The sequence below is a fragment of the Nocardia sp. NBC_00511 genome, from assembly GCF_045161165.1.
Classification (GTDB): Bacteria; Actinomycetota; Actinomycetes; order Mycobacteriales; family Mycobacteriaceae; genus Nocardia.
This window is the reverse complement of the sequence record NZ_CP107849.1, coordinates 1,578,497-1,591,422: the sequence shown is the minus strand read 5'-3', so window position 1 is coordinate 1,591,422 and position 12,926 is coordinate 1,578,497. Positions and strand designations below refer to the sequence as shown.

The following is a 12,926-nucleotide window of genomic DNA, read 5'->3' as shown; positions in this document are numbered from 1 at the left end:
ACACCCGAAGACGCCGAATCACTACCGCCGATATCCCCCGCATTGCCGCACGAGTCCGCGGCTGCTCATGCACCGGGCATGAATTCTTGTGGCGCACGAAGATCGGGAAAGTGATCGTCGCGGCTCGGCTGCGGCGCTCGAACCGAACGCCCCGGACCGACCGAAATCGGCCCGGGGCGTCAAGTGTCAGGCGTCGAGGGGTTTGCGCAGGGCCGCGAGGAACATGGCGTCGGTTCCGTGGCGGTGCGGCCACAGCTGGGCGCCGGGACCGTCGCCCAGATCCGGTACGCCCGGGACCAATTCGCGGGTGTCGAGTTGCTCGGCACCGATACTCTCGGCGACCTCCGCGACGACGGCCACCGTCTCCGACAGGTGCGGTGAGCAGGTGGAGTAGATGACCACGCCGCCGGGGCGAACCAGATCCCATGCGGCGGTGAGCAGTTCACGCTGCAGGATGACCAGGTCGGCGACGTCGGAGGGCTGGCGACGCCAGCGGGCCTCCGGGCGGCGGCGCAGCGCGCCCAGGCCGGTACAGGGGGCGTCGACCAGGACGCGATCGAAGCCCGGGGTGAGACCGCTGTCGCGGCCATCGGCGACGTGGACGTCGACCGGCAGGCCGCGGGTGGCCTGGCGGACCAGCTGGGCGCGATGTTCGGCGGGCTCGACGGCATCGACGCGGAAGCCGTCGATATCGGCGAAAGCGGCCAGCAGCGCGGTCTTTCCGCCGGGGCCGGCGCACAGGTCCAGCCAGCGGCCGCCGTCCGGGCCCTCGAGCGGCGCGCGGGTCAGGGCCAAGGCGACCAGCTGGCTGCCTTCGTCCTGCACGGCGGCCAGACCCTCGCGAACCGGTTCCAGCTTGCCCGGGTCACCGCTGTCGAGGTACACCGCGTAGGGCGACCAGCGGCCCTCCTCGCCACCGGTGACCAGTGCCAGCTCCTCGGCGGACATCTCGCCGGGGCGCGCCACCAGGTGCACGGCGGGCCGGGCGTCGTCGGCGGCCAGCACCTCCCGCAATTCCCCGTCTCGTTCGCCCAGCGCATCGGCGAACGCCTGCGCGATCCACACCGGATGCGCGTACTCGAAAGCCAAGTGCTCCAGTGGATCCGACGGCGCGAGCCGCGCCACCCACTCCTCCGGGGTGCGTTCCGCGGCCCGCCGCAGCACGGCGTTCACGAACCCGGCACGGCCCTGCCCGGCTTCCGCGCGCGCCAGCGCCACCGAGGTGTCGACCGCCGCGTGCGCGCCGATCCTGGTCCGCAGCAACTGATAGGTGCCCAGCCGCAACACATCCAGCAGCGGACCGTCGATCTCGTCGACCGATCGCCCCGCGCAATCCGCGATCACCGCGTCCAGCAGGCCCTGCGACCGTGCCGACCCGTAGGTCAGCTCGGTGGCCAGCGCCGCGTCCCGGCCGCTGATCCGCCGCTCCCGAAGCAGGCCCGGCAGTACGAGATTCGCGTAGGCGTCGCGTTCCCGCACCGCCCGCAATACATCCCGCGCGACCGCCCGCACCGGATCGACCCCGGGCTCGGCGGCAGGTCCGCCGCGATCGGCACCGGCAGCCGGGCGCGAACCGCCACCGGCCCCGCGGCCGCCGGCGCCCCGGGCGCCCTTGGCGGGTCCGGACGCTCCCCGGCCGGAAGTTCCGGCCTTGGCCCCGCCCCGATCGGCCGCATTCCGGCCCTTGCTCGAATCCCGTTCACCCGCACCGGCTCCGGTGCGGCGGGACTCATCGCCTGTCGACCGGGCGCGACGCTCGTCACCCCGGCCGCTGTCGCGCTGATAACCCGTGCCGGAGTCGCTGCGCCGGAAACCGCGCCCTTCACCGCCGTCGCCGCCGGGCGAACGCCGCTCGGCGCTCGAATCACCGGCAGGACGCCGGGCGGCGGAATCCTGAGTGCGTCCGCCCGATCGCGGCCCCGAATCACCGTCGCGGCGCGCCGAATTCGAGCGGCCGAAGCCGCCCTGACCGGCTGCGCCGTCGGAGGAATCACGGCGGAAACCGCGCCGGTCACCACCGGCGGACGAATCACCCTGTCGGCCGCCGCTTCCGGCGTCTCGGCGGAATCCACCGCCCTGGCCGCTACGGTCCGGGCGATCGCGACCGCCGGACTCGGAGTTGCGCGCGCTGCCGCCGCGGGGGCGGTCGCCGGACGCATCGCCGTCGCGGCGGTCGGCGTCGCGGGGGCCGAAGTTGTTGCCGCTGTGGGCGTCACCGTTGAAGCGGGCCGGGCGGGCGGGTTTGCCGTCGGCGCCGCCGCGGCGGAAGCCGCGGCGCGGGGACTGGTCGCCGGTGCCGTTGTCGGTCACGCGAACACCGCCCCGGCCTCGAGGCGCGCGCCACGGGCCCAGTCGAGGGCGGGCATCAGGCGTTTGCCCGGCGGCTGCACCTGGGTGAGGCGTACGGCGGTGGTGGCGGTGCCGACGTAGACGCCGGACTTTCGGACCTCGATGGTACCGATGGGGAGGGTCTCCTCGAGCAGCTCTACGGGGCCCAATTTGAGCCGCTTGTCGTCCATTTCGGTCCAGGCACCGGGTGCCGGGGTGACCGCGCGGATGCGGCGGTCGATGGCCAGGGCCGGTTCGTCCCAGCGGATGCGCCCGGCCTCCGATTCGATCTTGGGGGCGTAGGACACGCCGTCATTGGATTGCGCGACCGCCTGCACGGTGCCGTCCGCCACCGCGTCGAGCGTGGATTCCAGCAGTACCGCGCCACTTTCGGCGAGCCGCTCGAGCAGCACGCCGGAAGTGTCGGCGAGCCCGACCTTCTCGGTCATGGTGCCGAACACCGGCCCGGTGTCCAGGCCCTTCTCGATGAGAAAGGTGGACGCGCCGCTGTATTCGTCACCGGCGAGAATGGCCGCCTGCACCGGTGCCGCGCCACGCCAGGCGGGCAGCAGCGAGAAGTGCAGGTTGATCCAGCCGTGCTTCGGGATGCCGAGCACCTTCTCCGGCAGCAGTGCACCGTAGGCCACCACCGGGCAGCAGTCGGGCGCCAATTCGGTGAGCTGTTCGACGAATTCGGGCTCGGACGGGCGACCCGGCGTGAACACCGGGATGCCGTGCTCGTCGGCGAGCAGCCCGATCGGTGACCGGGTGACCTTGCGGCCGCGGCCGGCGACCGCGTCCGGCCGGGTCACCACCGCCACCACCTCGTGCCGCTGCGATTGGATGAGCCGCCGCAACGACGGCACCGCCGGTTCCGGCGTTCCCGCGAAGACCAGACGCATATCAGCGAGTCCCTTCTCGCTCGCCGGCCGAGACGCGGCGACCGCCGCCGATCTCGGAAGCCGGGAGCACTGTGATTCCCCTTGTGAACCAACCGGATTCGCGGATGGTGCGCATCGCCTCCTTGCGGGCGGCCGATTCCAGCCGCTGCAGGAACAGCACCCCGTCGAGGTGATCGGTCTCGTGCTGCACGCAGCGCGCCAGCAGTCCGTCGGCGGTGAACTCCACCGCCTTGCCGTCCTGGTCGACACCGCGGACCTGCACCGTCATCGGGCGCGTGACATCCTCGCGCACACCGGGAATCGACAGGCAGCCCTCCGGGCCGGTCTGGGTCTGCTCCCCCACCACCTCGAACACCGGGTTGATGAGATGGCCGCGCACGGTCCCGGTGTCGTACACGAACACCCGCAGCCCGACCCCGATCTGCGGAGCCGCCATCCCGACCCCGCCGCTCTCGTACATGGAGTCGGTGAGGTCGATCACCAGCTGGCGCACCTCCCGGTCGAACGTCTCGACCTCGGCCGCGCGGGCGCGCAGGATCGGATCGCCGAACAGGCGGACTGGCTGGATGGTCACGGGCAGCTCCCGATAGCGAACGAATACGGACGTCTCAGTTTACGGACGGCCGGGACCGCCCAGATCAGCCGTGCGCCGCCAGCACCACATCACCGATGCCGGTACCCAGCGCGACCGGCACGCAGGCCGGGGTCACGGCATGCGCCGGGTCGAGCAGATTCACCACCAACTGTTGCACGTACGGGTCGTAGACCATATGAAAATGCCCGGTCAGGTCGGCCGAGCAGCGATCCTGCAGGACGATGTTCGTGGCACCCGCACCGCGCAGCGCGATATTGGTGTTGGGCTGGATCATTTCATCCACGCGGCTGCCGATGGTGGTGTAAGCCACACCGGGAACCGTGTCGCCACCGGAGTTGAGGTCCTTGATGAACGGCGAACCGGCGGCCTGCTGGATCGCGGCCAGCGACGAGGCGGCCTGCGCCAGCGTGTACACGCCGGGCACCGCGTCGGCGATCGGCACCAGGCCGTAGAGGTTGCCGCCGTAGCTGGGCGAGGCCAGACCGATCCACTGACCGACCTTCGGCGCGCCACCGAGCTTGTTGACGTAGTAGCGGGTCACGCTCGCGCCCTGCGAGAAGCCGACCAGATCCACCTGGGTCGCTCCGGTCGCGGCCAGCACCTGGTCGACGAAGGTGCCGATCTGCGCGGAACTGGCCCACACGTCCTCGGTGCCGAAGCTGTCCTTGCCCACGGCGCCACCGTAATTGAGGGCGAAGACGCAGATACCGGCCTGAGCGAGTTGCGGGCTCAGGCCGGACCAGTCGGAGTAGGCGGAGGAATCGGTGCCGTGCGCGAGCACGACCGGGCGGGGATGCTCGGCGGTCGGCCGGCAGCCGAAATCGTTGGCGCCCAGGGGCGCCGCGTCGGGATGCTCTTTGAGATAGCGCGCCGCCGCCAGGTGTTCGGTCTGCTGCGGTCCCGGTACCACCGGAACCTCCAGGACCGGAGCACCCGGGTCGGCGTGCGCGATCGATATCTCGGGCATGGCGGCCGCGCCGAGCACGGCGGCCGCCAGAGCCATCACCCCCGCCGATACCACGCGGCGCAGTCGCGCTGCACGGGTCCGGCTCCTCTTTTGTCCCATGTCACAATCGGCCATGGGGCGCTGTTGTCCCATCTCACGATTTTCACCGGTGATGGCCCGAATGTCCTAGCGAGAAAGGGTGTTTCGCACCCCTCACTTTTCGGGTGTGTCGTCCTCGGCCAGGATCCGGTAGAGCGCCCGGCGCGCCTCGGTGAGCACCTCGGCGGCCTTGGTGGCCTGCTCCGGGTTGCCGACGGCGGCGACCTGAGCGACCGCGCCCATCAGCTGGCCCACCAGTCCGCGAAGATCGAGGGCCTGATCACCCACGTTGTCCTTCACGTCCTGCCAGGGATCACCCAGATCGGTGCGGTTCTCCTCGACGAAAGCCACCCCGGATTCGGTGAGCTTGGCCGTCTTTCGACCCGACACCTTCTCGATGATGACCAGGCCCTCGTCCTCGAGCTGCGCCAGTGCGGGGTAGATGGACCCCGGGCTGGGACGCCAGACATCCTCGCTGCGTTCGCGAATCTGCTGGATCAGCTCGTAGCCGTGCATGGGCCGTTCCTGCAGCAGGAGCAGGATGGCGGCGCGGACATCGCCGCGCCGACCACGACCACCCCGGCCCCGACCGCGACCGAAGTGCGGACCGGGACCGAAGCCGCCGGGACCGCCGAAGCCGGGACCGAAGTCCTGGCCGAAACCACGGCCGTGGCCGTGCCGGTGCGGGCCGCCTTCGCCGCGCGGGCCGCGAGGGCCGCCTCGATGCATCCGCGGGTGTTCGGGGCCCTGCTGCTCTTCCGCGCGCAGTCGCCGCCAGGGGCCGCGGCCCCGTTCGAATTTGTCCATGTGTTCCATGGTCGTGCCTCCTTCAAGGCTCGTCGTTGTGTTCATTGCTATCGACGATATATCGACAATCTATCCACAACAAGGGTGAGCTAGGACACAAACCGGGAAGTTGGATCTTATAAACGGCCGCTGACCAGGCCGCGAGCCCGAGGGCATCCCACAGCGCGGTCGGGCGATCGACGGTCGGCAGGGTTCGACCAGCGCGAAATCGCCGATATATCGAGTCCAGTCGCGGGAGGTGAACGCCGGGCGGATATCGAAGGCGTCGATCGCCATGCCGCCAACCTACACAGCCACCGCACCGCGATCAGGCAGGCGAATTACCTCCACTCCTCAACTTGTCTGATGAGTTTGCTACCGTGGACGGCATGACGGATGCGGTGCTGAGGGTCAGCGATGTCACGGTGGTGCGCAGCGGAAACGCCATCCTGCAAGATGTTTCGCTCACAGTGCGCACCGGTGATCACTGGGCGCTGCTCGGACCCAACGGTGCCGGCAAGACCACGCTGCTGCGCATGCTGGGCGCGTTCGAGCATCCCACCCGCGGCACCGTCGAGGTGCTCGGGCACCGGCTGGGCCGTGTCGACATGCGCGCGCTGCGGGCGGGAATCGGTCACGTCGATCCGCGGCACACGCCGAGCGGGCCACTGACCGTGCGGCAGATCGTGCTGACCGGGCTCACCAACACCGCGGCCTGGGTCCCGCGCTGGCAGCCCACCCCCGCCCAGCTCGTCGAGGCCGACCGGCTCATCGAACTGCTGGACCTCACCCACCGCCGCGACGCCGACTGGGAGATCCTGTCGCAGGGTCAGCGCGGCCGCACCCTCATCGCTCGCGCCCTCATGCCCAATCCGCGCCTGCTGCTACTGGACGAACCGGCCACCGGCCTGGATCTGGCCGGGCGCGAACAACTCCTGGAACGCATCACCCGCCTGCAGCAGGCGCATCCGGAACTGGCCTCGGTGCTGGTGACACATCACCTCGAGGATCTGCCGCCGGGCACCACGCACGCCATGCTGCTGCGCGACGGCCGCACCGTCGCCGCCGGACCGGTGGACGAGGTCATCACCACCGCCAATATCAGCACCTCGTTCGACCACCCGGTCCGCATTCGCCGCGACGAGGGCCGTTGGAGCGTGCGGCCCGCGCAGCCCCAGCTGAACTAGCCCGCCGCCAAGGCAGCGACCCAGTTCTCGAGGCGGCGACCTTCCGCCTCCATCATCGCCGGGTCGCGGAACGTGTTGGTGAGCAACGAGATTCCCTGATAAGCGGCCAGGAGGGCAACGGCCAGCTCCCGAGCGTCCGATCGGCCCATGGCGGCGAATTGGGTTTCGATCCAGTCCAGCATGCCGCGCATCACCTCGGCCAGTTCGCGATCGAGGCCGTCGGCGCGTTTGTCGAGCTCGGTGGCGAGAGTGCCCGAGGGGCAACCGAATTGGACGGCCAGCTCACGTTGATCGACCCAGCCGCGGATCAGCGCTTTCAAACGCGCTGCGGGGGTGTCGAACTGCTCCAGGGCGGCGATGATCTCCTGCCCGGTGCGGGCGTGTGCGCCGATCGCGGCCTGGACCAGCTGGTCCTTGGTCTTGAAGTAGTAGTAGACGTTGCCGACCGGAACCTCGGCGGCACGAGCGATATCGGCGATCGTGGTCTTCTCGACGCCCTGCTCATGGAAGACCTTGGCCGCGGCGTCCGCGAGCCGTTCCCGCTTGCCGGTCTTCGACGCTGAGTTAGTCATACGACTCACTATAGACAAACCCCGGTCGCGTGGTCTAAGTTCACTTTAAGTCAGCCAACTAACTCAGGAGTGAGACAGATGATCGTGGTTACCGGAGCTACCGGAAATGTCGGCACCGACCTGGTGCGCCTGCTCGCCGACGCGGGCGAGAAGGTCGTCGCGGTATCGCGCGGCGAGAAGCCGGTGAATCTGCCCGCGGGCGTCGAGCACCGGCAGGCCGATATCGGGGATCTCACCGGGCTCGCCGAGGCGGCCGCCGGGGCCTCCGCCCTGTTCCTGCTCATCACCGGACCACAGCTGGTGAGCGGGCCCGCAGCGGCGCAGGTGCTCGAAACCGTTGCGGCAGCGGGTGTTCGGCGGGTGGTGTTCCTGTCCTCACAGGGCGCGGTGACCCGTGGCGGCAGCGACGGCTACGCACGCACCCTGGAATTCGAGCAGGCGCTCGCCGCTTCGGATCTGGAGTGGACGGTGCTGCGGCCCGGCGGATTCTTCGCCAATACCTTCGCGTGGATCGAACCGGTTCGCACCGGGCGGATGATCCCCGCACCGTTCGGGGATGTCGGTCTGCCGGCGGTGGATCCGGGCGATATCGCCGCGATGGCGGCGGCCGCGCTGCGTGAGGACGGGCACGCCGGGCAGGTCTACACCCTCACCGGGCCCGCGCCGATCACCCCGCGCGAGCAGGCGCTGGCCTTGTCGGCGGCGCTGGGTGAGCCGTTGCGGTTCATGGAACTGACTCGCGCACAGGCGTTGTCGAACATGCTGCGGTTCATGCCCGAGTCCGTCGCCGAGCACACCCTCGACATCCTGGGCACGCCGACCGCAGCGGAGCAGCAGGTCAGCCCGGATATCGAGCGGGTGCTGGGCCGTCCGGCCACCAGCTATGCCGAGTGGGCGCGGCGGGTGGCTCCGGCGTTCCGCTGAAATCGACGGTTGAACATGTCGTACGCGTACGCCTATCGTAGGCATATGCGTACTACATTCTCGTTTTCCGAAGCCACCCTGCTGATGCCCTGGAGTCCGGGACCTCGCGACGACCACACCGGCCCGGTCTTCGTCAGCGTCACCGACTTCCTCGCCACCTCCGGCGAGGAAGTCCAGAGCATCTACGAAACCGGGCTGCGGCTGGGCAAGACCTGGCCCGTCATGCAGGGCGCGGTCGGACTCTGGCTGTGGGGGCGGCCCGCCGAACTGCGGGGCGGGTCCATCTCCATCTGGGAGTCCGAGCAGGACATGCGCCGGTTCGTGCGCTGGCCGGTGCACGCGAAGATCATGGGCGCCTGGCGCTCCCGGGTCCGCATCGGCCTCGACTCCTGGCAGGCCGGGCAGTTCGACCCCGACGCCGTGCTGACCCGCGCGGCCGACACACTCGAACGACCACACCGGTACGCCGCATAATCTGGACCGCATGACACAGCGCCCGGACCTGGCAGCGATGATCGTGCCCCTCGGCCGCGCCCTGATGGCGGCCGAGCAGCCCGTTCTGACGGCGCACGGCCTCACCATGTGGGCGTATGTCGTGCTGCTGCACCTCGACGAAGGCCCGGCGCGCGGGCAGGGCGTGCTCGCGCAGGAGATCGGGGCGGACAAGACCCGCATCATCGCGGTCCTCGACGACCTCCAAGAACGTGGGCTCATCGAACGCCGACCCGACCCCGCCGATCGTCGCGCCCGCCTACTGGCCTTGACTCCCGAGGGCCGCACGCTGCGTGATACGGCCCAGGCCGCCATCCAGGCCCAGGAGGACCAGCTGCTGAACAAGCTCCCGGCCGCCGAGCGCCGCGCCTTCCTCAGCGCCCTGACCACCCTGGCAGCCCTCCCCCGCGACGAGATCACCGGCGGCTGAACCACATTCGGGTCGGTTCAGCCGATATCGACGGGGTCGATCTGGACGCGCAGCGGGGCATCGGAGCGGTGCGTGCTGCGGACGGCCTGGGCGATGGTGAGGGCACGCGACAGCGCCGAGCCGTGAGCACGGTCCACGCGCAGGATCATCCGCTCGACCTCGGCGGGAGAGTCGCCGGAGGAGAACGGCTTTCGAGCACCCGGCGGCAGTGGGACGGGGCCGAGCACCTCGACCTCGGCGGGAAGCTTTGCCTCGCCGAGCAATTCGGCGATCGACTCGGTGGTGCCGTCCAGGGCGACGAAGCGGACGGCGGGCGGGAAGCGGACCTCGGTGCGTTCGCCGAGTTCGAAAGCGGCGTGCCACACCGGATCCCAGCGCACCAGCGCCTGCACGGTCGGAATGGCGGCGTCGGCCATGACGATCACCCGGCCGCCGGGGCGGACCAGGGCGGCGGCGGACATCCAGCGGCGCAACGCGTCCTCGGCCGCACGCAGATCGGCGCGACCCAGTAGCGCCCAGCCGTCCAGCAGCATGGCCACCCCATAGCCGCCCGGCACCCGGGGCTCCGCGCCGATGGTGGAGACCACCACCTGCGGACCCTCCGGCACCGTGTCGAGGATCGACGAACCACCCGAACCCCGCACCGGCACACCGGGAAACGCGCGACCGAGCTCCTCGGCGGTGCGGGCCGCACCGATCACTACGGCGCGCAGCGCGCGTGAACCGCAGGACCCGCAGCGGAACGCCGCCTCGGTGATGCCGCACCAGCGACACGACGGGCTGTGCGCCTCGGCGACACCCTCACGCCCCGAACGCAACGGCTCGGCGCGGCCGGTGTTGTCCGGCAACGACAGTGGGCCGTTGCAGTGCCGACAGCGCGCCGGAGTACGGCATTTCGCGCAGGCCAGCGCCGGAATGTAGCCGCGCCGGGGCACCTGCACCAGCACCGGCTCACCCTCTTTGAGCGCCTTGCGCGCCTCCATGAACGCGACCGCCGGAATCCGGATCGCCTGCGCGATGGGATCACGTTCGAGGGCGGCATCGGTGTCACCGGGCGCGGTGATGCGCGGCATCACGTGACGAAGCACCGCCCGATCCGCAAGTAGGTCATGGGCCCAACCGGATTCGACGATCGCCTGCACCTCGGCCGTCCGCGAGAACCCACCCGCCACGAACGCGGCACCGGTCTCGTGCGCCCGCAGCATCGCCACTTCCCGAGCATGCGGATATGGCGACCGCGGTTCCGCGAACGTGTCGTCCCCGTCATCCCAGATCGCGAGCAGCCCCAGATCCCGCACCGGCGCGAACACCGAACTCCGCGTCCCCACCACCACCCGCGCCGTCCCCCGCAACGCCGACAGCCACCGCCGATACCGCGCCGCAGGCCCCAGCCCCGCAGCCAACCCCACCGCCGACTCCCCCACCAGCGCAACACATTCCGTCAGCACCCGGTCCAGATCCCGCTGATCCGGCACCATGATCACCGCACTGCGCCCACCCCGCACCGTCACCGCCGCCAACTCCGCCAGCCGCGCCGCCCAGTCCTCCCCAGGCAACGCCTGCCACCCGGCCCGCGGCCCGCGCCCCAGCGCCAACGCGGTCAGAAACGAATGCCCGTGCAGATACCGCCCCCACGCCGGATAGTCCACCGGAACAGCCTGAGCCAGCGCCTCTTTCGCGGCCGGAGTCGCCGCGCCCGCCAAGTCCTCGCCAGCCGAGATGTCGCCGATCGCGCTGTCGGCGAGTGCGACACCGGCTTCCGCGATCTGATCGGCGGACTCCGGCTGGGCCACATCGGGTTTCGGAAGATCGGAAGCGATGCCGATGACTTCGACCGATACGGGCACGGTTGTAGTGGAATCGATATCCGGCGAAGTTGGGCCGGGCGTGTCGGCGGGGGTGTCCTCGTCGAGGTCTACGACTTCGGCGGGGGCCTTGGCCGCCTTCTTCTTGGATTTCGTAGCGCGGGCGGGCTTTTCGGTGCCTTCGGTTTCGACCTTGGCGTGGCGGGGTGGGATGGCCAGGCGCAGGACGTCGGCTCGGGTGCCGGCGTAGCGGGCGGCTACGGCGACGACGAGGCGGAGGATTTCGGGGGTCAGGACCTGTTCGGGGGAGATGACTCGTTCCAGGCGGACGAGTTTGCCGGTGTGGTCGGAGGTTTCGCGGCGCTCGAGGAGGTAGCCGTCGATGAGGCGGCCGGAGAAGCGGAGGCGGACTCGGACGCCGGGCTGGGCGATCTCGTCGAGTTCCGGGGGGACGAGATAGTCGAAATCCCGGTCCAGGTGGGCGGGTTCGAGGAGTGGGAGGACGCGCGCGATGGGGCGGGCGACGGATACGACGACGGGAGCGTCGAGCTCGGAGATGGTTTCCGTGCTCGACGCTCCCGTCGATGCTTGCCCGGTGCGGGTCAATTACAGCCCGGCGGCCGCGCGCAACTTCTCGGCGCGGTCGGTGCGCTCCCACGGCAGATCGACGTCGGTGCGGCCGAAGTGGCCGTACGCGGCGGTCGGCGCGTAGATCGGGCGCAGCAGGTCCAGGTCACGAATGATCGCACCCGGACGCAGGTCGAAGACCTCGCTGATCGCGGCGGAGATCTTGGCCGGGTCGATCAGCTCGGTGCCGAAGGTCTCCACGAACAGACCGACCGGAGCCGCCTTGCCGATGGCGTAGGCGACCTGAACCTCGGTGCGCTCGGCCAGACCGGCGGCGACGACGTTCTTGGCGACCCAGCGCATGGCGTAGGCGGCCGAACGGTCGACCTTCGACGGATCCTTGCCGGAGAACGCGCCACCACCGTGGCGGGCCATGCCGCCGTAGGTGTCGACGATGATCTTGCGACCGGTCAGGCCCGCGTCACCCATCGGGCCACCGAGCACGAACTTGCCGGTCGGGTTGACCAGCAGGCGCACGTTCGAGATGTCCAGGGGGTTGGGCAGTTTCAGCTCGGCGAGCACCGAGTCGACGACCTTCTCGCGGATGTCGGGAGCGAGCAGGTTGTCCAGGTCGATGTCGGCCGCGTGCTGGGTCGAGATGACCACGGTGTCGAGGCGCTTGGGGATGGCGCCGTCGTACTCGATGGTGACCTGGGTCTTGCCGTCCGGACGCAGGTACGGCAGCACGCCGGACTTGCGGACCTCGGTCAGACGGCGAGAGAGCTTGTGCGCCAGCGAGATCGGCAGCGGCATCAGCTCGGGGGTCTCGATGGTGGCGTAGCCGAACATCAGGCCCTGGTCGCCCGCGCCCTGGCGTGCGATGGCGTCGTCCTCGCCGCCGACACGGGCCTCGTGCGAGGTGTCGACACCCTGCGCGATATCCGGCGACTGCGCGCCGATCGCGACGTTCACGCCACAGGACGCGCCGTCGAAACCCTTTGCGGAGGAGTCGTATCCGATCTCCAGGACCTTCTCGCGGACGATGGTCGGAATGTCGGCGTAGGCCGTGGTGGTGACCTCACCGGCCACGTGCACCTGGCCGGTTGTCACCAGGGTCTCCACCGCTACCCGGCTGCGCGGATCGGCCGCGAGCAACGCGTCGAGGATGGAATCGCTGATGGCATCACAGATCTTGTCCGGGTGACCTTCCGTCACGGACTCACTGGTGAATAGGCGGCTGCCAGACGTCACAGTTGTTCCCTCTCCCTCAACGGGTTTCTCGTATCGGCCTGC

At 69.9% G+C, this 12,926-nt stretch carries 12 protein-coding genes; 4 read left to right on the top strand and 8 right to left on the bottom strand.

Annotation, left to right across the window (positions count from 1 at the left end; genetic code table 11):
• Positions 1-186 precede the first annotated feature (186 nt).
• From OG300_RS07665 to OG300_RS07645, 5 genes are all read right to left on the bottom strand, one after another.
• The gene (locus OG300_RS07665) at positions 187-1,512 is read right to left on the bottom strand and encodes an RsmB/NOP family class I SAM-dependent RNA methyltransferase (RefSeq protein ID WP_405498497.1); all 1,326 of its coding nucleotides are present in this window, start codon (positions 1,510-1,512) and stop codon (positions 187-189) included.
• 794 nt (positions 1,513-2,306) lie between these two features.
• On the bottom strand, positions 2,307-3,230 hold the full coding sequence (gene fmt / locus OG300_RS07660; RefSeq protein ID WP_405493573.1) for a methionyl-tRNA formyltransferase: 924 nt from the start codon (positions 3,228-3,230) through the stop codon (positions 2,307-2,309).
• Between the two features lies 1 nt (position 3,231).
• A complete protein-coding gene (def, locus tag OG300_RS07655) occupies positions 3,232-3,804 on the bottom strand; it encodes a peptide deformylase (protein WP_405493571.1) in 573 nt (190 codons plus the stop codon).
• Between the two features lie 64 nt (positions 3,805-3,868).
• On the bottom strand, positions 3,869-4,828 hold the full coding sequence (locus tag OG300_RS07650; protein ID WP_405493569.1) for a lipase family alpha/beta hydrolase: 960 nt from the start codon (positions 4,826-4,828) through the stop codon (positions 3,869-3,871).
• Between the two features lie 156 nt (positions 4,829-4,984).
• Positions 4,985-5,677 (bottom strand): PadR family transcriptional regulator, encoded by a 693-nt coding sequence (locus tag OG300_RS07645; protein WP_405498496.1) that lies wholly within the window; start codon positions 5,675-5,677, stop codon positions 4,985-4,987.
• A gap of 368 nt (positions 5,678-6,045) precedes the next feature.
• On the opposite strand from OG300_RS07645, the gene OG300_RS07640 reads away from it, so the two are divergent.
• The gene (locus OG300_RS07640; protein WP_405493567.1) at positions 6,046-6,843 is read left to right on the top strand and encodes an ABC transporter ATP-binding protein; all 798 of its coding nucleotides are present in this window, start codon (positions 6,046-6,048) and stop codon (positions 6,841-6,843) included.
• Here the strand turns inward: OG300_RS07640 and OG300_RS07635 are convergent.
• Positions 6,840-7,415, bottom strand: a complete 576-nt coding sequence (locus OG300_RS07635) for a TetR/AcrR family transcriptional regulator (protein WP_405493565.1) — start codon at positions 7,413-7,415, stop codon at positions 6,840-6,842. The two genes, OG300_RS07640 and OG300_RS07635, sit on opposite strands and share 4 nt — an antisense overlap.
• A 78-nt stretch (positions 7,416-7,493) precedes the next feature.
• On the opposite strand from OG300_RS07635, the gene OG300_RS07630 reads away from it, so the two are divergent.
• Genes OG300_RS07630 through OG300_RS07620 form a run of 3 tightly spaced genes read left to right on the top strand, consistent with a single transcriptional unit; the run spans position 7,494 to position 9,261 of the window.
• Positions 7,494-8,339 carry an NAD(P)H-binding protein gene (locus OG300_RS07630; RefSeq protein ID WP_405493563.1) on the top strand — a complete coding sequence of 282 codons (846 nt, stop codon included), beginning with the start codon at positions 7,494-7,496 and terminating at the stop codon, positions 8,337-8,339.
• 45 nt (positions 8,340-8,384) lie between these two features.
• Positions 8,385-8,813, top strand: a complete 429-nt coding sequence (locus OG300_RS07625; protein ID WP_405493561.1) for a hypothetical protein — start codon at positions 8,385-8,387, stop codon at positions 8,811-8,813.
• A gap of 10 nt (positions 8,814-8,823) precedes the next feature.
• Entirely contained in the window at positions 8,824-9,261 is a 438-nt protein-coding gene (locus OG300_RS07620) for a MarR family winged helix-turn-helix transcriptional regulator (RefSeq protein WP_405493559.1), read from the top strand.
• A 17-nt stretch (positions 9,262-9,278) separates the two neighbouring features.
• On the opposite strand, the gene OG300_RS07615 is transcribed toward OG300_RS07620, so the two are convergent.
• Positions 9,279-11,579 carry a primosomal protein N' gene (locus tag OG300_RS07615; protein ID WP_405498495.1) on the bottom strand — a complete coding sequence of 767 codons (2,301 nt, stop codon included), beginning with the start codon at positions 11,577-11,579 and terminating at the stop codon, positions 9,279-9,281.
• Positions 11,580-11,672: 93 nt separating this feature from the next.
• The gene (gene metK, locus OG300_RS07610; protein ID WP_405493557.1) at positions 11,673-12,884 is read right to left on the bottom strand and encodes a methionine adenosyltransferase; all 1,212 of its coding nucleotides are present in this window, start codon (positions 12,882-12,884) and stop codon (positions 11,673-11,675) included.
• Positions 12,885-12,926 lie beyond the last annotated feature (42 nt).

Bases quoted from the DNA above. Each gene is read 5' to 3' on its own strand.
- OG300_RS07625 (WP_405493561.1), top strand. From the start codon at position 8,385: ATGCGTACTACATTCTCGTTTTCCGAAGCCACCCTGCTGATGCCCTGG.
- OG300_RS07620 (WP_405493559.1), top strand. From the start codon at position 8,824: ATGACACAGCGCCCGGACCTGGCAGCGATGATCGTGCCCCTCGGCCGC.
- OG300_RS07645 (WP_405498496.1), bottom strand. From the start codon at position 5,677: ATGGACAAATTCGAACGGGGCCGCGGCCCCTGGCGGCGACTGCGCGCG.
- OG300_RS07640 (WP_405493567.1), top strand. From the start codon at position 6,046: ATGACGGATGCGGTGCTGAGGGTCAGCGATGTCACGGTGGTGCGCAGC.
- OG300_RS07630 (WP_405493563.1), top strand. From the start codon at position 7,494: ATGATCGTGGTTACCGGAGCTACCGGAAATGTCGGCACCGACCTGGTG.
- OG300_RS07650 (WP_405493569.1), bottom strand. From the start codon at position 4,828: ATGGCTCTGGCGGCCGCCGTGCTCGGCGCGGCCGCCATGCCCGAGATA.
- fmt (WP_405493573.1), bottom strand. From the start codon at position 3,230: ATGCGTCTGGTCTTCGCGGGAACGCCGGAACCGGCGGTGCCGTCGTTG.
- OG300_RS07635 (WP_405493565.1), bottom strand. From the start codon at position 7,415: ATGACTAACTCAGCGTCGAAGACCGGCAAGCGGGAACGGCTCGCGGAC.